The 18,673-nt window shown below is 65.8% G+C and carries 13 protein-coding genes; 8 read left to right on the top strand and 5 right to left on the bottom strand.

All coding sequences use genetic code 11. The annotated features are described in order from the left end of the window. Positions 1–105: 105 nt before the first annotated feature. Positions 106–1,545: a threonine synthase gene (gene thrC, locus AZSI13_RS11425; protein ID WP_109041284.1), complete on the top strand. Its 1,440-nt coding sequence runs from the start codon at positions 106–108 to the stop codon at positions 1,543–1,545. A 61-nt stretch (positions 1,546–1,606) separates the two neighbouring features. Next, positions 1,607–2,233: a class I SAM-dependent methyltransferase gene (locus tag AZSI13_RS11420; protein ID WP_109041283.1), complete on the top strand. Its 627-nt coding sequence runs from the start codon at positions 1,607–1,609 to the stop codon at positions 2,231–2,233. A gap of 34 nt (positions 2,234–2,267) precedes the next feature. Here AZSI13_RS11420 and AZSI13_RS17600 read toward each other — a convergent pair whose 3' ends face one another. Both AZSI13_RS17600 and nadC read right to left on the bottom strand, forming a co-directional pair. Continuing rightward, positions 2,268–2,405 (bottom strand): hypothetical protein, encoded by a 138-nt coding sequence (locus AZSI13_RS17600; RefSeq protein WP_165833478.1) that lies wholly within the window; start codon positions 2,403–2,405, stop codon positions 2,268–2,270. Between the two features lie 176 nt (positions 2,406–2,581). Next, the gene (nadC, locus tag AZSI13_RS11415) at positions 2,582–3,478 is read right to left on the bottom strand and encodes a carboxylating nicotinate-nucleotide diphosphorylase (protein WP_235609743.1); all 897 of its coding nucleotides are present in this window, start codon (positions 3,476–3,478) and stop codon (positions 2,582–2,584) included. 64 nt (positions 3,479–3,542) lie between these two features. Here nadC and AZSI13_RS11410 point away from each other — a divergent pair, with 64 nt between their 5' ends. After that, the gene (locus tag AZSI13_RS11410) at positions 3,543–5,027 is read left to right on the top strand and encodes an FMN-binding glutamate synthase family protein (RefSeq protein WP_109041281.1); all 1,485 of its coding nucleotides are present in this window, start codon (positions 3,543–3,545) and stop codon (positions 5,025–5,027) included. 7 nt (positions 5,028–5,034) lie between these two features. Here AZSI13_RS11410 and AZSI13_RS11405 read toward each other — a convergent pair whose 3' ends face one another. From AZSI13_RS11405 to AZSI13_RS11395, 3 genes are all read right to left on the bottom strand, one after another. Then, a complete protein-coding gene (locus tag AZSI13_RS11405) occupies positions 5,035–5,913 on the bottom strand; it encodes a DMT family transporter (RefSeq protein ID WP_109041280.1) in 879 nt (292 codons plus the stop codon). A 224-nt stretch (positions 5,914–6,137) separates the two neighbouring features. Next, positions 6,138–7,703 carry an NAD(P)H-hydrate dehydratase gene (locus tag AZSI13_RS11400; RefSeq protein WP_109041279.1) on the bottom strand — a complete coding sequence of 522 codons (1,566 nt, stop codon included), beginning with the start codon at positions 7,701–7,703 and terminating at the stop codon, positions 6,138–6,140. A gap of 84 nt (positions 7,704–7,787) precedes the next feature. Further along, positions 7,788–8,693, bottom strand: a complete 906-nt coding sequence (locus AZSI13_RS11395; protein ID WP_109041278.1) for a histone deacetylase — start codon at positions 8,691–8,693, stop codon at positions 7,788–7,790. A gap of 69 nt (positions 8,694–8,762) precedes the next feature. Between AZSI13_RS11395 and AZSI13_RS11390 the strand changes: the two genes are divergently transcribed. The 5 genes from AZSI13_RS11390 to AZSI13_RS11370 all read left to right on the top strand — a co-directional run bounded on the left by AZSI13_RS11390 (position 8,763) and on the right by AZSI13_RS11370 (position 18,582). Next, a complete protein-coding gene (locus tag AZSI13_RS11390) occupies positions 8,763–10,844 on the top strand; it encodes a TonB-dependent siderophore receptor (RefSeq protein WP_109041277.1) in 2,082 nt (693 codons plus the stop codon). 63 nt (positions 10,845–10,907) lie between these two features. Then, positions 10,908–11,825 carry an ABC transporter substrate-binding protein gene (locus AZSI13_RS11385; protein WP_165833476.1) on the top strand — a complete coding sequence of 306 codons (918 nt, stop codon included), beginning with the start codon at positions 10,908–10,910 and terminating at the stop codon, positions 11,823–11,825. Further along, a complete protein-coding gene (locus AZSI13_RS11380) occupies positions 11,822–14,005 on the top strand; it encodes an EAL domain-containing protein (RefSeq protein WP_109041275.1) in 2,184 nt (727 codons plus the stop codon). The genes AZSI13_RS11385 and AZSI13_RS11380 overlap by 4 nt, the downstream gene beginning before the upstream one ends. Before the next feature lie 105 nt (positions 14,006–14,110). Further along, positions 14,111–18,085: a phosphoribosylformylglycinamidine synthase gene (gene purL, locus AZSI13_RS11375; RefSeq protein ID WP_109041274.1), complete on the top strand. Its 3,975-nt coding sequence runs from the start codon at positions 14,111–14,113 to the stop codon at positions 18,083–18,085. Between the two features lie 98 nt (positions 18,086–18,183). Next, positions 18,184–18,582, top strand: a complete 399-nt coding sequence (locus AZSI13_RS11370; protein ID WP_235609742.1) for a bacteriohemerythrin — start codon at positions 18,184–18,186, stop codon at positions 18,580–18,582. The last annotated feature ends 91 nt before the right edge of the window (positions 18,583–18,673 follow it).

Here is an 18,673-nt window from a genome sequence, read left to right as displayed (position 1 = left end):
TGCTGTCGCCACAGCTGGCGATAGGTGCCCTGGGGCAGCTACGGCAGGGGCCGGCCGTGGTATCCTCTCGCCCTTCCTTAAGTCCTTGAACCTCCCGGATTTTCCATGCGCTATCTGTCTACCCGCGGCGATGCTGCATCCTCCCCGAGCCAATCCTTCTGCGACATCCTCCTCGGCGGCCTGGCCCCCGATGGCGGCCTCTACCTGCCGGAGACCTATCCCCAGGTGAGCCGGGCCGAACTGGATGCCTGGCGTCAGCTGTCCTACGCCGAACTGGCTTTTGCCGTGTTGTCCAAGTTCATCACCGACATTCCGGCAGATGACCTCAAGGCCATCTGCGACAAGACCTATACCGCCGAGGTCTATTGCCATGCCCGTCCCGGCGACAACGCTGCCGACGTGACTCCCATCCACTGGCTGGAGAAGGGCAAGCTGGCCCTGCAGGAACTGTCCAATGGCCCCACCCTGGCCTTCAAGGACATGGCCATGCAACTCCTGGGCAACCTCTTCGAATACGTGCTGAAGCAGCGCGGCGAAGAGATCAACATCCTTGGCGCCACCTCTGGCGACACTGGCTCCGCCGCCGAATACGCCATGCGCGGCAAGCAGGGCGTGCGCGTCTTCATGCTCTCCCCGGACGGCAAGATGAGTGCCTTCCAGCGCGCCCAGATGTATTCCCTGCAGGATGAGAACATCCACAACATCGCCGTGCGCGGCATGTTCGACGACGCCCAGGACATCGTGAAGGCCGTCTCCAACGACGCCGCCTTCAAGGCCCAGTATAAGATCGGCGCCGTCAATTCCATCAACTGGGCCCGGGTCGCCGCCCAGATCGTCTATTACTTCAAGGGCTACTTCGGCGCCACCGAGAATAACGACCAGCAGGTGGCTTTCTGCGTACCTTCCGGCAACTTCGGCAATATCTGCGCCGGCCACATCGCCCGCATGATGGGGCTGCCCATCGGCAAGCTGATCCTGGCCACCAACGAAAACAACGTGCTGGACGAGTTCTTCAAGACCGGCGTCTATCGTCCCCGCAAGACCGCCGAGACCTTCGTCACCTCCAGCCCCTCCATGGACATTTCCAAGGCCTCCAATTTCGAGCGTTTCGTCTTCGATCTGGTGGGCCGTGATCCGGCCAAGGTGCGGGAGCTGTGGGCTAAGGTGGATGCGGGCCAGGCTTTCGATCTGCGCGGCACCCCCTACATGGACAAGCTGGCCGGCTTCGCCTTCGTTTCCGGCGCCAGCAGCCATGCCGACCGCCTGGCCACCATCCAGTCTTGTTGGCAGACCTACGGCGTGATGATCGACACCCACACCGCCGACGGCCTCAAGGTGGCCAAGGAAAATCCCGTTGCCGGCATGCCTACCGTGGTGCTGGAAACGGCCCTGCCGGCTAAGTTCGCCGAAACTATCCGCGAAGCCCTGGGCCGGGAGCCGGAAGTGCCCACCGACCTGCAAGGTCTGGAAAAGCTGCCCCAGCGCGTCGAGGTCATGGACCCCGATGTCAATGCGGTGAAGGCCTTCATCCAGGCCCGGGTGTAAGCCGGGCTGGAATCCCTCTCGGGGCGCCTGCGGGCGCCCCTTGTCTTTTCAGGAGCATGCCATGAGCCAGCACGAACAATTCTGGAGTGAACGCTTTCGCAATGCCGGTGACGATTATCTGTTCGGCACGGCGCCTTCCCGTTTCCTGGCCCTCCACGCTTTCCTCCTTGGGGAGGGCAGTACCGCCCTCTCGGTGGCGGATGGGGAGGGGCGTAACAGTGTCTGGCTGGCGGAACAGGGCCTGCAGGTCAGCGCGCTGGAAATTTCCCCGGTGGCGGTGGAAAAGGCCCGCAAGCTGGCGGCCGGCCGGGGGGTCTTCGTGGATTTTCAGGTGGCTGATCTGCTCACCTGGGATTGGCCAGCGTCTGCCTACGACCTTGTGCTGGGCGTGTTCATCCAGTTCACCGGTCCGGTGGAACGGGCGCACATCTTTGCCGGCATGGCCCGGGCTCTTAAGCCCGGCGGCCGCCTGTTGTTGCATGGCTACACGCCAAAACAACTGGAATACGGTACTGGTGGTCCCAAGGAAGTGGAAAACCTCTATACGCAGGAGCTGTTACGGCAGGCCTTTTCCGGGTTGGGGCTGGAGATCGAGGAGTTGCGGGAGTACGAGGTGGAACTGCAGGAGGGGGTGGCCCACCGCGGGCCGTCGGCCCTGATTGATCTGGTGGCGCGTAAGCCTCGTTGAGCGGGCGCCGGGCGCCCGCCGGGATTCGAGGGGGTCAGAGATAGATGACGGCCGGGAAGACGGCAACAGCCAGGGCCAGTACCAGCCATTCCAGATTGTGCCGGGCGAGAAAGCCCGTGAAGTGCAGCACCAGCACCGCAATCGCGATGACGTAGAAGAGCGCGAACAGCATGTTATTCCCCCGGGGTGACGGCCTGCTCGGGAGGGCCGCCCGTGCGGGCGGTCCGCAGGTCCTGCAATGATTATAGAGGCCTGCTTTGGCACTGCCGTGACATAGTTGGCAGCTGTACGGGCAAGGGGCGCCGGCTCGGGAAGCCGCCCTGGCGCGGCGGCACCCCTTGGGGAGACTCAGCCGGCCTTGAAGCGCATCGAGAGGTCCAGGGCCTGAACATCCTTGGTCAGGCCACCGATGGAGATGCGGTCCACTCCAGTTTCGGCGATGGCCCGGACGGTTTCCAGATTGACGCCGCCGGAGGCTTCCAGCACCGCTTTTCCGGCGCCGGACTGGGGCCCACGCTGGGCGGCAATGCGCGCAGCCTCCGTCATGTCGGCCAGGCTCATGTTGTCCAGTAGGACCATGGAGGCGCCAGCGTCCAGGGCCTGGCGCAGCTCGTCCAGATTTTCCACCTCCACCTGGATGAACTTGCAGGGCACGCTGGCGGTGGTAGCCACGGCCTGGGCGGCGGCCACGGCCTGGGCGATGCCGCCGGCCGCCAGGATGTGGTTTTCCTTGATGAGGATGGCGTCGTAGAGGCCGATGCGATGGTTGGCGCCGCCGCCGCAGGTGACGGCGTATTTCTGGGCCAGACGCAGGCCGGGCAGGGTTTTGCGGGTATCGACGATCTGGGCCCGGGTGCCGGCCACGGTGTCCACGAAGCGGCGGGTGCGGGTGGCGACGCCGGAAAGCAGCTGCAGGAAGTTGAGGCCGGTACGCTCGGCGGTGAGCAGGGCCCGGGCCGGGCCGGCGATTTCGCAGAGCAGCTGGTCGGGGCGCACTCGCTCGCCGTCCTGGGCATGCCAAGTGATGCGGCAGGCCGCATCCACCTTGCGGAAGGCAGCATCGAACCAGGCGGTGCCGCAGAGGGTGGCCTCTTCCCGAGAGATGACGGTGGCGGTGCCGGGCTGGCCGGCGGGAATCAGCTGGGCCGTCAGGTCGCCGGTGGCCACATCTTCGGCCAGGGCGGCATCCACATTGCGTTCAATTTCGGCGGCGGGGGGCAATTGCAGGGAAAGGCGGGACTCCACGGCGGGCTTTCGGGTTCGTGTTAGATTGAATGTCAGCAATTCTAACATCCGCAAGGAGAGCGCCATGGGCGGCGAAGCGTTGGGAATCCTGCACATCAGTCTGGGGGTGCTGCTGGCCCTGTTCCTGGCGGCCTGGCTGGTGTACTGGTACGTGCAGGACATCACCCAGAAGCGCCACACGGTGTTGCGCAATTACCCCATCGTTGGCCACCTGCGCTATTTCTTCGAGAAACTGGGGGAGTACTTCCGCCAGTACTTCTTCCTCAATGACCGGGAAGAGCGCCCCTTCGACCGGGCCACCCGGGGCTGGATCTACCGCCTGGCCAAGAACGAGGGCGGCATCCTGGGCTTTGGCTCCACCTACGACCTGCACCAGACCGGCGCCATCCTCTTCGTCAATGCGCCATTCCCCGTGCTCGACGAGGAGCGCCTGCCAACGCCGCCCCTGGTCATCGGCGAGGGGTGGTGCGAGCAGCCCTTCACCGGCCGCTCCCTCATCAACATCAGCGGCATGAGCTTTGGCGCCATCTCCAAGCCGGCGGTGCAGGCCCTTTCCCGGGGCGCCCATATGGCCGGCTGCTGGATGGATACCGGAGAGGGCGGACTGTCGCCCTACCACCTGGAAGGCGAGTGCGACGTCATTTTCCAGATCGGCACCGCCAAATACGGTTGTCGTGACGCCCAGGGCCAGCTATCCGACCAGAAACTGAGGGAGCTGGCGGCCCACGACAACGTCCGTGCCTTCGAAATCAAGCTGGCCCAGGGGGCCAAGCCGGGCAAGGGCGGGGTGCTGCTGGCGGCCAAGGTGACGCCGGAAATCGCCGCTATCCGCGGCATTCCGGTGGGCCAGGATTCCCTCTCGCCCAACCGTCACCGGGACATCGCCGACATGAACCAGCTGCTGGACATGGTGGAGCGGGTGCGGGATGTCACGGGTAAGCCGGTAGGCATCAAGACCGCCATCGGCGGCTGGGAATTCATGCACCTGCTCAACGAGGCCGTGTTGCGCCGTGGCTTGCACAGCGCCCCGGATTTTCTCGCCATCGATGGCGGGGAAGGGGGCTCCGGCGCAGCGCCCCAGGCCCTGGCCGACCATATGGCCCTGTCCATCAGCGAGGCCCTGCCCCGGGTGGTGGATGCCCTGCTGGAGGCCGATCTGAAGGGCCGGGTGCGGGTCATCGCCGCCGGCAAGCTGGTGACCCCGGCCAAGGCCGCCTGGGCCCTGGCCTGCGGTGCCGACTTCATCAACACCGCCCGGGGCTTCATGTTCTCCCTGGGCTGCATCCAGGCCCTGCGTTGCCACACCAACACCTGCCCCACCGGCATCACCACCCACAACGAGCGCCTGCAGCGGGGTCTGGATGTGGGGGACAAGGGGGAGCGGGTTGCCGCCTACTGCCGCAACATGGGCAAGGAGATGGACATGATTGCCCACTCCTGCGGCCTGCGCCACGCCCGGGAATTCCGCCGCGAGCATGTGCGCATCGTCCAGCCCAATGGCGACAGCGTCGCTCTCAACATGCTCTACCCCTACCCGCGGCGCACCTGAACGGGCATCAGGCCCTGCGACTTTCCCGCCGCTGGATCAGGGCCAGACCCAGGCCGCTGGCGGCGATGACGGCCATGCCCAGGGCCGCCATGGCATCCGGCAGATGGCCGAAGACCAGCCAGCCCAACAAGGTGGCCCAGAGTAGCTGCACATAAAGGAAGGGCGACAGGGTGGAGGCCGGCGCATGGCGGAAGGCGGCGATGAGCAGGAAATGGCCGGTGCCGCCGAACAGCCCCATGGCGCAGATGCGCAGCCAGTCCCAGCCCTGAATGGCAGGAATGGTGCCGAACCAGGGCGTCGCCAGGGTCATGCTCAGGGTGCCTACCAGGGCGGTGTAGAAGAGCATGGTCAGGGTGTTTTCCGTTGGCGAAAGCTGCCGGGTGAGCAGCTGGTACACCGTGTAGCAGGCGGCACAGGCCAGGGCCCAGGCAATACCTTCGCCGCTCAAACCGCCGCCGGGCCGGGCCACCAGCAGCACGCCGATGAAGCCGACGCCCACCGCCAGCCAGCGATTGAGACCGATCTTTTCCTTCAGCCAGGGGCCGGCCAGGATGGCCACCAGCAGCGGGGTGATGAAGACCACCGCTGTGGTTTCTGCCAGGGGCATGGCGCGCAGGGCTGCCATCATGCAGGCCGTGACGCCCACCAGGAGCAGGGCGCGCAGTATCTGCAGCCCCGGGCGACGGGTGGCGACCAGGCCCCGACCCAGGCGCGGGCCAAGAAACACCACCATCAGCAGGCAATGCACCAGATAGCGGGACCAGGCGAGAAAGGGCACCGGGTAGGTGGCCGCCAGCCCCTTCGAGGTGGCATCGAGCAGGGCGAAGAAGAAGACCGCGGCGAGCATCAGCAGAATGCCGCGCAACGGGTGATGGGCTGAAGTCATGGCGCTTTCAAGGACCGGGCCATCTGGCCCGGAAAAGTGTCGAGGGTGCTGAATGGGCGGTCGAGCCCTGTTCAGGTGGCAAGTTGGGCGCGTTCCGCGGTGGTTCGGCTGCGAAGTGATATCCGTGAGATGGCGGCATACCGGGCCGCTGCCCGCAGGCATCCGGCAATCAACCGGCGTGGTGCTGGGCAAGAACCGCAATCCTTGTCGGCAGCCGACAGCTCTCAAGCCGATAGGGCAGGGGGCTGGCTCCAGGCATTGAAAACGGTTCGGGCGGCTACGGCCGTTTCCGAGGCTGTCAGACCGGCGGGGCCGATGCCGGTTCCCGCCAGGTAATCAGCGGCGGTGCCATGCAGGTGGACGGCCCCGAGCAGGGCGGTGCCGGCCTCCCAACCCTGGGCCAGCAGGGCAGCGGTGATGCCGGTGAGGATGTCGCCCTGGCCGGCGGCGGCCTGGCCCGGGTTGCCGCTGGTGTTGATCCACCAGCGTCCATCCGGGGCGGCCACGACGGTGCCGGCCCCCTTCAGGGCAACCCAGGCGGCAAATTGCTGGGAGAGGGCCTGGGCCGCAGCGATGCGGTCGGCCTGCACAGCCGCTACCTCACAGCCCAGCAGGCGGGCAGCCTCGGCCGGGTGGGGGGTGAGCAGGGACGCCGCCTCCCGGGTGGCCAGGGCCTGGGCCAGGGTAGGGTCGGCGGCCAGCAGGTTGAGGGCGTCCGCATCCAGCACCAGGGGCAGGTCAGTGGCCAGGCTCCGGGCCAGCCAGAGGCGGGCCTGGGGGGATTGGCCGAGGCCAGGCCCGATGGCCAGGGCGGTGAGGGGGGCTTCGCACAGGCTGTCGGCAGGGCGCAGCATCAGTTCGGCTTGCAGCGGATCGAAAGTCGGGGCTCCCAGGCTGTCGTCGGCCAGGCCGACGAAGACCCGGCCGGTTCCCAGCAGCAGGGCTGCGCGGCCCGCCAGCAGGGCGGCACCGGTCATGCCCCGGGCGCCACCGAGAATGCCGGCGCTGCCGAAACTGCCCTTGTGGCTGTTGCGCAGGCGCGGAAGCAGATGGGCGGCCAGGGCTTCCCGGCCGATGCTGTGGCCCTCCGGCGGCACCAGCCGGGGGGCATCCAGCTCCAGGGGCGCCAGGTGCAGAATGCCGCTGTGGTCCGGGCCGTCCAGGGTCAGCAGGCCGGGCTTGTGGGCGATGAAGGCTAGGGTATGGCTGGCCTGGATAGCTGGCCCCAGCACACGGCCGGTATCGCCATCGAGGCCTGAGGGGCAGTCCAGGGCCAGCAGGGGGCAGCCCTGGGTTTTGGCCAGATGGTTGGCGGCTACGACCGCGCTGGCGTAAGCGCCTGTCAGCGGGCGTTGCAGGCCGATACCAAAAAGGCCGTCGATGATCAGGGCCCAGTGGGTCTGTGGGGCATGCTCGGGGATGGCGGTCAGTTCGCTGCCGCCGGCATCCAGAAAGGCTTGCCGCGCGGCACGGGCATCGGCCGGGGCCTGGCTCGGGTCCCCCAAGGCCACCAGATGCACCGGAAAAAAACGGGCTTGCAGGTGGCGGGCGGCGACATAAGCATCGCCCCCGTTATTGCCCGGCCCGGCCAGGATGAGGATGGGGCCTTCGCTGCGGGGGCCGGTGATGAGGTCGGCGGCCAGGTCGGCGGCGGCCAGACCGGCCCGCTCCATGAGGGGCTGGCCCCGGGCGGCTGCTTCCAATGCACGCAGGCCCGCCGCCCGGTAGAGGGGAAAGCCGGGAAGAAGGGGCGGGCAGGGCGGTAGCGGGGCAGGGGCGAGGGGGCTCATGGGCTGATTCTAACCGTGAACGGCAGGTGGAAAAGGGGATGAAATGGGCGGAAAAGGAATTCTGGATGGCAGGATTTCGGTAGATCAGGGCGTGCCCTCAAAAAGTCGGCGGGCGCAGGCCACCGTGGCTGCGTGGATGGCGACGGTGTCCTCGATCTGCCGCGCATAGCCGCCGGCCATGGCGATGGCTACGGGAATGCCCCGCTGGCGGCAGCTGTGCAGCACCTTCTCATCCCGGGCCTGCAGGCCGGCCATGGAGAGGCCGAGGCGCCCCAGACGGTCATCAATGTAGGGGTCGGCACCGGCCAGATAGATGGCCAGCTCGGGCGAGGTGCGGGCAAAGGCCGTGGCCAGGCCCTCCTCCAGGGCGGCCAGGTAGGCCGCATCACCAGTGCTGTCCTCCAGTTCGATGTCCAGGTCGCTGACCGCCTTGTCGAAGGGAAAGTTGCGGGCACCGTGGATGGAAAAGGTGAATACGCTGTCGTCCCCCGCCAGGATGCGGGCCGTGCCGTCGCCTTGGTGCACGTCGCAGTCGATGATCAACACCTGGCCGATGCCCTGTTCCACCTGCATCGCCCGGGCGGCGATGGCGGCATCGTTGAAGACGCAAAAGCCCGAACCCGAATCATAGCCGGCATGGTGGGTGCCGCCGGCAAGATTGATGCTGCAACCATATGTCAGAGCGCTGCGACAGGCGCCCAGGGTGGCCCCGGCGGAACGACGGGAGCGTTCCACCATCTGGGGCGACCAGGGAAAGCCGATACGGCGGATTTCCGCTTCTGTCAGCCGCCCTTCAATGACCCGATCCACGTACGTGGGGTCGTGGGCCCGAAGGAGTTCTTCCCGGGTGGCTGCATCGGGCAGCCGCAGGCGATCCGGCGATACGCCCTGGGCCAGGATGGCCTGGCGCAAGCCTGAATATTTCTCCATGGGAAAGCGGTGGCCGGGGGGCAGCGGCAGGACAAATGTGTCGGCGTAATAAAACTGCATGATTTATGCTCGATAACCTTGTTTCATGGCCTACATAAACGATAATGTACGGGCTTATAAAAACACTACATGTCGCTGTCTTCCGTGCCCTGCATTTCCCTGATAACTGAAAAGAACCTGCGGGTTCGTGCCATCTCCCTGTTGCTCTCCTGCGCCTTGGCCCAGGGGGCGGCAGCGTCTGTGGACGCCGACCTTTCCGAAAGTGACTTTTTGGCCGACGTGCCGGTGGTGCTGACGGCTTCCCGCCTGCGCCAGAACGTCTCCGACGCGCCGGCTGCCGTCACCATCATCGACCGCCAGATGATCCGGGATTCCGGCGCCTGGAGCATTCCTGATCTCTTCCGCCTGGTGCCGGGCATGTACGTCGGCGAGAGCGCCGACCGGGGCTTCCTGGTGCCGAATACGGCGGTCAGCTACCACGGCATGACCGATGGCTTCTCCCGCCGCATGCAGGTGCTGGTGGATGGTCGCTCCATCTACACCCCTCTGTTCGGTGGCGCCTTCTGGAGCACCCTGCCCCTGACCCTGGACGAGATCGAGCGCATCGAGGTCATCCGCGGCCCCAATTCGGCCGCCTATGGCGCCAACTCCTTCCTCGGCGTCATCAACATCATCAGCCGCCACGCGGCGGAAACCCAGGGCGGCCTGCTCTCCGTCACCGAGAGCCGGCGTGGCTCCGACGGTACGATGCGCTGGGGTGGTCGTAACGGTTCCTTCGACTACCGCGTCACCGCCAACCTGCGCCAGGATAACGGAATCATGGAGCAGGCCAAGCCGGAAGGGCAGAACATCTCCGTCGCCCGCCGCTTCGACAACAAGACCCTGCGCAATTTTTCCTTCCGCGGTGACTTGCAGATCGACCACCGGGATGTCCTCGAAGTGCAGGCCGGCCTGTCGGACAGCGATCAGCAATCCGGCCACATGCAGGCCAATACCTTCAGCCCCGAGCATGTGCGGCAGATGGAAAGCTACTACGGCATGTTGCGCTGGCAGCGCAGCCTCAGTGCCGATGAACAGGTGTCGGTCAAGGCTTACGCCAATCGGGATGTGCAGAACTTTGATCTCTCCGACCTGATCACCTTGCGGCCACCCCTGGTGGTGCCTTATCCCTATACCAAGCCCCTGCAGTTGGTGGGGGAGCGATACGACCTGGAAGCCCAGCACATCTTCGCCCCTAGCGCCACGACCCGGGTGGTTTGGGGGGGGGCTATGCGCCTTGATCGTTTCACCAGTCGCCTCTATTTCAACACCGATAATCCTGTTTCCTTCCGCCAGACCAATCTCTTCGGCAACCTGGAGTGGCGTCCTAGCAGCCGCTGGGTGGTCAATGGCGGTTTGATGATCGAGAACAACAGCTACACCGGTACCTACACCTCGCCCCGCCTGGCAGTGAACTACCATGTGGCGCCGGGGCATACCCTGCGCTTCTCCAGCAGCCGTGCCGTGCACACGCCGGTGATGCTGGAGGCCCGCGCTGATTCCCGCTGGACCTTCCCCCTCAACAAAGCCCTCTGCCTGCCCAGTTGTGTCTACCGTTACGCCTACCATCGTAATGATCTGCAGTCCGAGGTGATTCGCTCCCGGGAAATCGGTTATGTGATTGCCTTACCGGGTGGCAACCTGGATTTCAAGTATTCCGATGACAGCCTGACCCAACTCCTGGAAGCCCGACAGGTGATTTATCCCGGTAGCCTCTTCAACACGGCCGGCACCGAGTTCTTCAATGCCGGAGAGGCCCGGGTGAAGGCCCTGGAGGGCCAGTGGCAGCAGAAATTCGGCACTGCCACCCGCCTGCATTTGGGCTGGGCCATGACCCAAATCAGCGGTACTAGCCCCAATAGGAGTGCTAACTATGCTGCCGCTGCACCATTGCATAGCCGCAACATGCTGCTGGCCCATGACTTCAGCGCCGCCTGGACCGGCAGCGTCGCCTACTACCAGGTGGGCCGTCTGACCGTCCAGGGCGATGGGGATTACCAGAAACCCTATGAGCGCCTGGATGGCCGCCTGGCCTGGCGTTTCCGCGATGGCCGCTACCAGGGTGAAGTGGCGGTGGTGGTGCAGAACCTCCTGGATCGGCCCTACAAGGAGGTTTACTTCGAAAACCTCATCGGCCGCCGCTCCTACGTCAACCTGCGCCTGGAATTCTGATTTTCCATGGCCTATTTCCTCTCCACAGGACGCGCTTGCCTGGCAATTTTTTGTCATATTGTGATGGCATGGTCGCTGCTGGCTGCCTCGCCCGTGCAGGCCGGCGACGGCATTGCCGTGGTCCTGAGCGAGCGGGGCGGGGCTTATTCGGAATTTTTTGACGCCCTCAATACCAGCCTAGCCCAGATGCCGGGGCGCCGCTCCGTGCGTTTGGCCGGTGTGACGGCGCCGGGAGAAAAACTCGACGAGTCGGAAGTGGCGGACGCCGCCCTGGTCGTGGCCGTGGGCGCCGGGGCCACCCGGGCCATGGCCCGCCTGGACAATGGGCCGCCGGTGCTTAGTGTGCTGGTGCCGCGCCTGACCTTCGAGCGCATCGTCGGCGACAGTGGGCGGCGTCTGCGGCCTCCCAGTTTCTCGGCTCTCTATCTGGATCAACCCCTTTCCCGCCAGTTCAACCTGCTGCGCCATGCCCTGCCGGGCCGCAAGCGGGTGGCGGCCCTGCTGGGGCCCGAGTCGGCGGCGCTGCTGCCTCGGCTGCGCAGTGCCGGCAATAAGGGGGGCTTTGATCTGCAGGTGGAGCATGTTTCGGAGGAAGGGGAAATCGTCCCCGCCCTCAACCGCCTGCTGCCGGAAACTGACGTGCTGCTGGCCCTGCCCGACAGTCTGGCCTTCAACCGCAACACCGCCCGCCCCATTCTGCTCACCACCTACCGCCATCAGCGGCCCCTGGTGGGCTTTCCCCAAGCTTATGTCACCGCCGGGGCCCTGGTGGCCGTGTTCTCCACCCCGGCCCAGATGGCTCGCCAGGCGGCGGAATACCTGCGTGCCCTGCCGGCCGGCAAGGTCAGCCTGGGGGCGCCCCAGTACCCCAACCATTTCAGCGTGGTGGTCAATCGCAACGTGGCCCGTTCCCTCGGGCTCGACGTGCCGGACGAGAATTCCCTGCGGGAAGCCCTGGAGCGGGCCGGGGAGGCGGAATGATGCGGCCGATGATGAAACGCTTCTTCGCCTACTCCGGCAGCATCCGGCAGATCGCCATGCTCCTGGCTTTGCTGCCGGTGGCCCTCATCGCCTCCGTCCAGGCCCTGCATTATTCCCTTACCGGCATGGATTACCTGGATGCGGAACTGCGCCAGCAGGGCGGCACCATTGTTCTTTACCTGGCGCCGGCCAGCGAATACGGGGTCATTTCCGGCAACCGGGGCAGCCTGCAGTCGGTGGCCCAGGCCGCCATGCAACAGCCGGACATGCGGGCCGTCGTCATCACCGACGCCCAACGGCGGGTGCTGGCCATCAGCGGCCGCACCTCCCGTTACGAGAAGGTGCTGGCCGACGCCAAAGGGGAGGCCGGCTCCCAGCCCGTGGGTAAGGGCATTCTCGGCTTCTATGCCCCCATCTACCGCAGCCAGCTGGAAATCGACGACTTCCAGGGCATGGGCCTGGAGCCTTCGGCCATGACCCATACGCCGAATGCCCCCATCGGCTGGGTGTATGTCGAGCTTTCCAGCGAGGATTTCCAGGCCCGGAAGATGGATCTGCTGCTGCATACCGCCCTGATCCTGGCGGCCGGCCTGTTCCTTGGCGCCCTGGCTGCACGGCGCATTGCCGGCGCCTTGTCCCGCCGGGTCGGGCGGCTGGTGGAGGCGGTAGGGCGCATGGCCACCGGAGAACTGGGGGCCCGGGTGACGGAGAATTCCACCGGCGAACTGGGGGAGCTGGAGCGAGGCTTCAACCATATGGCCGGCCGCCTGCAAGACATGCACAACACCATGCAGGAGCGCATCGCCAGTGCCACCGCCCAGCTGGTGCACCAGGCCAGCCACGATGCCCTGACGGGCCTCATCAACCGCCGGGAATTCGAGCAGTGCCTGGAGCGGACCCTGGCCGGCCGTAGCGGTGAGGCGCCCCACCATATCCTCTGCTATATCGACCTGGACCGCTTCAAGATCGTCAACGACACCTGCGGTCACGCCGCCGGCGATGAACTGCTGCGCCAGATCACCCAGCTGCTGCGGCACCGGGTGCGGGGCCAGGATCTGCTGGCCCGCCTGGGCGGTGACGAGTTTGGCCTGCTGTTGGAACGCTGCCGCCTGGAAGACGGCCAGCGGGTCGTCGAATCCCTGCGCAAGCTGGTGGAAGACTTCCGCTTCGTCTGGAACGACCGGGCCTTCAGTGTCGGCGCCAGCATCGGCCTGGTGGAGCTGGACGAGCGCATCCGTACCCTGGAGGAAGCCATGTCCGCCGCCGACCAGGCCTGCTATGCGGCCAAGGATCTGGGGCGCAACCGCCTGCACGTCTTCCAGGCTGACGACCGGGCCGTGGTGCGGCACCAGGGGGAAATGGACTGGGCCGCTCGCCTCGGCCGTGCCCTGGAGGAAAACCGCCTGCTGCTCTATGCCCAGCCGGCGGTGCCGCTGGTGGCGGGCGCTTCGTCCGGCCTGCATTTCGAGGTCTTCCTGCGCCTGCTGGACGAGCAGGGCGACATCATCTTCCCCGAGGTCTTCCTGCCGGCGGCCGAGCGCTTCGACCTGATGTCCAGCCTGGACCGCTGGGTCATCGATGCGGCCTGCGCCGGGGTGCGTCGGCTGCAGGAACGCAGCGGCCAACCCACCGTGCTGTGCGGCATCAATCTTTCCATCCAGACCGTTGGCCGGGCGGACACCCTGGATTACATCCGCCAGTGCCTGGAAAAATATGGGGTGGCACCGGCCAGCCTCTGCTTCGAAGTTTCCGAAGCCGCCGCCAGCCGACAGTTCAGCGAGGTCCACGATTTCGTCGAAGGCCTGCGCAGCCTGGGTTGCGGCTTTGCCTTCGACAATTTCGGCCAGGGCCTCTCTTCCATCGCTTATCTGCGGGCCCTGCCGCCGGACTACGTGAAGATCGACGGCACCCTGATCCGGGAAATGACCGACGACCGGGTTTCCCAGATGCTGGTACGGGCCATTCATGACATCGCTTCCCAGCTGGGGGTGGTGGCGGTGGCAGAGCGGGTGGACGATGCCGCCATCTTTGCCCGGGTGCGGGAAGTGGGGATCGAAATGGGCCAGGGCAACTGGTTCGACCCGCCCCGCCTCTTCGAGGACTGGCTTGGCGGCTGCGAAGCCCGACTGGCCGGCGGGGACGCCGGTATCTATGCCCTGGGGGCCGCCCTCGGCGACTGAGGCGGCTTCCATCGCAGTGCCGAGCCGAAGGCCCCAAGGCAGGTATAATCCTGCCTTTAGCCGTACCCCTTTCGTTTCCTTTCAGCCTCTCCTTCCCGAATTCCCATGGCCGACATCCTCTTCCTGCGTGGCGCTTCCGCCTTTTCCGCTTTCCGTCTGCAACGTCTCCAGGCCCAGCTGACCGCTGCCGTGCCCGCGGTGGCGGGCGTGGCCGCCGACTACTGGCATTTCGTGCGTCTGGCCAAGCCCCTGACGGACGAAGCCCGTCGCCAGCTGGGCCGTCTCCTGGAAGAGCAGGCCGGCGCAGTGCCGACTGGCACCGACCTGTTCCTGGTGACGCCCCGCGTCGGCACCATTTCTCCCTGGTCTTCCAAGGCGACGGATATCGCCATCAATGCAGGCCTGGATGGGGTCGAGCGCATCGAGCGCGGCATCGCCTACCGGGTCAGCGCCCCGGCCGGCCGACAGTTCACCGCCGAGGAGCGGACTGCCGTGGCGGCCCTGCTGCATGACCGCATGACCGAATCGGTCATGGGCGATTTTGCCGAGACTGCCGAACTGTTCCGCCACTTCGAGGCCAAGCGCCTTAATCGCGTGGATCTCCTGGCCGGCGGCCGGCCCGCCCTGGTGGCCGCCAACACCGATCTGGGCCTGGCCCTGTCGGAGGACGAAATCGACTACCTGCTGGACATCTACCAGAAGGCGGGGCGCAACCCCACCGACGTGGAACTGATGATGTTCGCCCAGGCCAACTCCGAACACTGTCGCCACAAGATCTTCAACGCCGCCTGGGTGGTGGATGGGGAAGCCCGCGACGAGACCCTGTTCGGCATGATCAAGGCCACCCACAAGGCCAATCCCCAGGGCACGGTGATGGCCTATGCGGACAACGCCTCCATCATCGAGGGCGCCAAGGTGCCCCGTTTCTATCCCCAGGCAGACGGCTCCTACGCCTACAAGGAAGAGCTGACCCATATCCTGACCAAGGTGGAAACCCACAATCACCCCACCGCCATTTCTCCCTTCCCCGGCGCCTCCACCGGCTCCGGCGGCGAGATCCGTGACGAGGGCGCCACCGGCCGCGGCTCCAAGCCCAAGGCCGGCCTCTGCGGCTTCTCCGTTTCCAACCTGTTCGTGCCCGGTGCCGAACGGCCCTGGGAAACCACCATCGGCAAGCCTTCCCGCATCGCCTCGGCCCTTTCCATCATGCTGGAAGGCCCCATCGGTGCCGCTGCCTTCAATAACGAATTCGGCCGCCCCAACCTGACCGGCTACTTCCGCACCTATGAAGAGAACGTGGGTCCGGAAGTGCGCGGCTACCACAAGCCCATCATGATCGCCGGCGGCCTGGGCAACATTGAGGACGGCCAGTCCTTCAAGGCCGAAGTCTTCCCCGCCGGCACCCTGCTGGTGCAGCTGGGCGGCCCCGGCATGCTCATCGGCTTGGGCGGCGGCGCCGCTTCCTCCATGGCCACCGGCGCCAACAACGAGGACCTGGACTTCGCCTCCGTGCAGCGGGGCAACCCGGAAATCCAGCGTCGCGCCCAGGAAGTGATCGACCGCTGCTGGCAGATGGGTGTGCCCAAGAACGACATCGCCGCTCCTGGCGACGGCAACCCCATCCTCTCCATCCACGACGTGGGCGCCGGCGGCCTTTCCAACGCCTTCCCCGAACTGGCCCATTCCGGCCAGTGCGGCGCCAGCTTCGACCTGCGCGCCGTGCCCATCGAGGAACCGGGCATGAGCCCGGCGGAAATCTGGAGCAACGAATCCCAGGAACGCTACGTCCTGGCCCTGCCGCCTTCCCGCCTGGAAGAGTTCAAGGCCCTGTGCGAGCGGGAGCGCTGCCCCTTCGCCGTGGTCGGTGTCACCACCGCCGACGGCCGCCTCAAGGTGACCGATGCCAAGCTGGGCGAAGACCCGGTGGACATGGACATGGAAGCCCTGCTCGGCAAGCCGCCCCGCATGACCCGGGACGCCGTGCACCAGGCCCCTGCCGCCGTACCCTTCGCCGCCGACAGCGTGGACCTCAAGGATGCGGGCTATCGCGTGCTGCAGCTGCCTGCCGTGGCCGACAAAACCTTCCTCATCACCATCGGCGACCGTTCCGTCGGCGGCATGACTGCCCGGGACCAGATGGTTGGCCCCTGGCAGGTGCCCGTGGCCGACGTAGCCGTGACTCTGATGGGTTACCAAGGCTACGAGGGCGAAGCCTTTGCCATGGGCGAGCGCACCCCCCTGGCCGTGCTCGACGCCCCCGCCTCCGGCCGCATGGCCGTGGGCGAAGCGGTGACCAACCTGGCTGCTGCCCCCATCGCCAAGCTCTCCGACATCAAGCTCTCTGCCAACTGGATGGCCGCTGCCGGCTACCCGGGTGAGGACGCCCGCCTCTTCGATACCGTCAAGGCCACCTCCGAGGTGTGCCAGGCCCTGGGCCTGTCCATCCCCGTGGGCAAGGATTCCCTCTCCATGCGCACCGCCTGGGAAGAGGGCGGTGCAAAGAAGCAGGTGGTCTCCCCCCTGTCCCTCATCGTCACCGGCTTCGCCCACAGCCCCGACGTGCGCCGCACCCTGACCCCGGTGCTGCAACTGGACCAGGGCGAAACCGAACTGCTGCTGCTGGACCTCTCCGCCGGCCAGAACCGCCTGGGCGGCTCCGCCCTGGCCCAGGTCTACAACGCCACCGGTGAACAGGTACCCGACCTGGAAGAGCCCCAGCGCCTGGCCGCCTTCTTTGCCGTAGTGCAACAACTCAACCAGGACGGCCTGCTGCTGGCCTACCACGACCGTTCCGATGGTGGCCTCTTTGCTGCCGCCTGTGAAATGGCCTTTGCCTCCCGCTGCGGTATCACCCTCAACACCGACATCCTGGCCTACGACCCCCTGCAGGGCGACGTGGACGGCGCCGAGAAGCGCCCCGACCTGCTGCAAGGCCGTTCCATGGAGCTGCTGGTCAAGGCCCTGTTCAACGAGGAACTGGGCGCCCTGGTGCAGATCCGCCGGGCTGACCGGGAAAAGATTACCGCCGCCCTGCGCGCCGCCGGCCTGGGCCAGTGCTACGCCCTGGTGGGCTACCCCAACGACCGGGATCAGGTGCGCATCTTCCGCAACGCCAAGGCCCTGTTCTCCGAAAGCCGTGTTGACCTGCAACGAGCCTGGTCTGAGACCTCCTTCAAGCTGCAGGCCCTGCGCGACAACCCGGACTGCGCCCAGCAGGAATTCGACCGTATTCTGGACACCCAGGACCCGGGCCTCTCCGCCAGCCTCACTTTCGATATTGCCGAAGACGTGGCAGCCCCCTTCATCAACAGCGGCGCCAAGCCGAAGATGGCCATCCTCCGGGAGCAGGGCGTGAACAGCCATTACGAGATGGCCGCCGCCTTCGACCGGGCCGGCTTCCATTCCGTTGATGTGCATATGAGCGACATCCTGGCGGGTCGGGTTTCCCTCCAGGACTTCAAGGGCGCCGTGGCCTGCGGCGGCTTCTCCTACGGCGACGTGCTGGGCGCCGGCCAGGGCTGGGCCAAGAGCATTCTCTTCAACGGCAAGGCCCGGGATGAGTTCTCCGCCTTCTTCCAGCGCCCCGATACTTTTGCCCTGGGCGTCTGCAACGGCTGCCAGATGATGAGCGCCCTGAAGGAACTGGTCCCCGGTGCCGAGCACTGGCCCGCCCTAGTGCGCAACACCGTGGAGCAGTTCGAGGCCCGTTTCGTCATGGCCGAGGTAGCCGAGTCTCCCTCCCTGTTCTTCCAGGGTATGGCCGGTTCCCGCATGCCCATCGTGGTCTCCCACGGTGAAGGCCGGGCCCTCTTTGCCAACGGCGAAGACCAGGCCAAGGCCTTGGTGGCCCTGCGTTATGTGGACAACAAGGGGGGGGCCACCGAGGTCTATCCCTACAATCCGAACGGCTCTCCGGCTGGCGTTACCGGCTTCACCACCGCCGACGGCCGCTTCACCATCATGATGCCGCACCCCGAACGGGTCTTCCGTTCTGTGCAAATGTCATGGCATCCTAGCACCTGGGGCGAAGATAGCCCCTGGATGCGCATGTTCCGCAACGCCCGCCTCTGGGTGGGGTAGGACATCTCCGGGCCGGGAACGGCAGTCGGGCGCAAAGACCCGGCGCCGTTCCGATAAGACGGCTCCATAGACACGTTAGGGAGGAATGTATGGCGTTCATGCCATGGACCAGCGAGCTGGAGTTGGGGCTCGCAGAAATCGATAACCAGCACCGCTGGCTGGTGGATCAGACCAATGCCCTGCACGATGAACTTTCCCGCCCGGAACCGCGGCGGGAAGTGATCGGCCAGATTTTCGAGGGGCTGGTGGATTACACCCACAATCACTTCATCGTTGAGGAAGTGATGTTCCAGCAATACGAATACCCCGAAACGCCCGGCCACAAGGGCGAGCACGACAATTTCACCGGCAAGGCCATGGATTTGCTGATGCGCTTCGAAGACGGCGAGGAAGTGAACCTGGAAGCCCTGGAATTCCTCAAGGAATGGCTGGTGCACCACATCTGCAAGGTGGACCGGGCCTACGTTCCCTTCTTCAAGACCAAGGGGCTGGTCTAGACACCGCTCCGCCGCTTTCCCGCCGCCCCACCACAGGGGCGCACCCTGTGCCTATAATCATCGGGCACACCATAAGAAACTATGGGGGGAA

The organism is Azospira sp. I13, from assembly GCF_003112695.1.
Lineage (GTDB): Bacteria > Pseudomonadota > Gammaproteobacteria > Burkholderiales > Rhodocyclaceae > Azospira.
This window is presented reverse-complemented; position numbering and strand designations above follow the sequence as displayed.

Coding starts and splice junctions, on each gene's coding strand:
- AZSI13_RS17600 (WP_165833478.1), bottom strand. CDS start 2,405: ATGCTGTTCGCGCTCTTCTACGTCATCGCGATTGCGGTGCTGGTGCTG.
- AZSI13_RS11405 (WP_109041280.1), bottom strand. CDS start 5,913: ATGACTTCAGCCCATCACCCGTTGCGCGGCATTCTGCTGATGCTCGCC.
- AZSI13_RS11390 (WP_109041277.1), top strand. CDS start 8,763: ATGTCGCTGTCTTCCGTGCCCTGCATTTCCCTGATAACTGAAAAGAAC.
- thrC (WP_109041284.1), top strand. CDS start 106: ATGCGCTATCTGTCTACCCGCGGCGATGCTGCATCCTCCCCGAGCCAA.
- AZSI13_RS11400 (WP_109041279.1), bottom strand. CDS start 7,703: ATGAGCCCCCTCGCCCCTGCCCCGCTACCGCCCTGCCCGCCCCTTCTT.
- AZSI13_RS11410 (WP_109041281.1), top strand. CDS start 3,543: ATGGGCGGCGAAGCGTTGGGAATCCTGCACATCAGTCTGGGGGTGCTG.
- AZSI13_RS11370 (WP_235609742.1), top strand. CDS start 18,184: ATGCCATGGACCAGCGAGCTGGAGTTGGGGCTCGCAGAAATCGATAAC.
- AZSI13_RS11385 (WP_165833476.1), top strand. CDS start 10,908: ATGGCATGGTCGCTGCTGGCTGCCTCGCCCGTGCAGGCCGGCGACGGC.
- purL (WP_109041274.1), top strand. CDS start 14,111: ATGGCCGACATCCTCTTCCTGCGTGGCGCTTCCGCCTTTTCCGCTTTC.
- AZSI13_RS11420 (WP_109041283.1), top strand. CDS start 1,607: ATGAGCCAGCACGAACAATTCTGGAGTGAACGCTTTCGCAATGCCGGT.
- AZSI13_RS11380 (WP_109041275.1), top strand. CDS start 11,822: ATGATGCGGCCGATGATGAAACGCTTCTTCGCCTACTCCGGCAGCATC.
- AZSI13_RS11395 (WP_109041278.1), bottom strand. CDS start 8,693: ATGCAGTTTTATTACGCCGACACATTTGTCCTGCCGCTGCCCCCCGGC.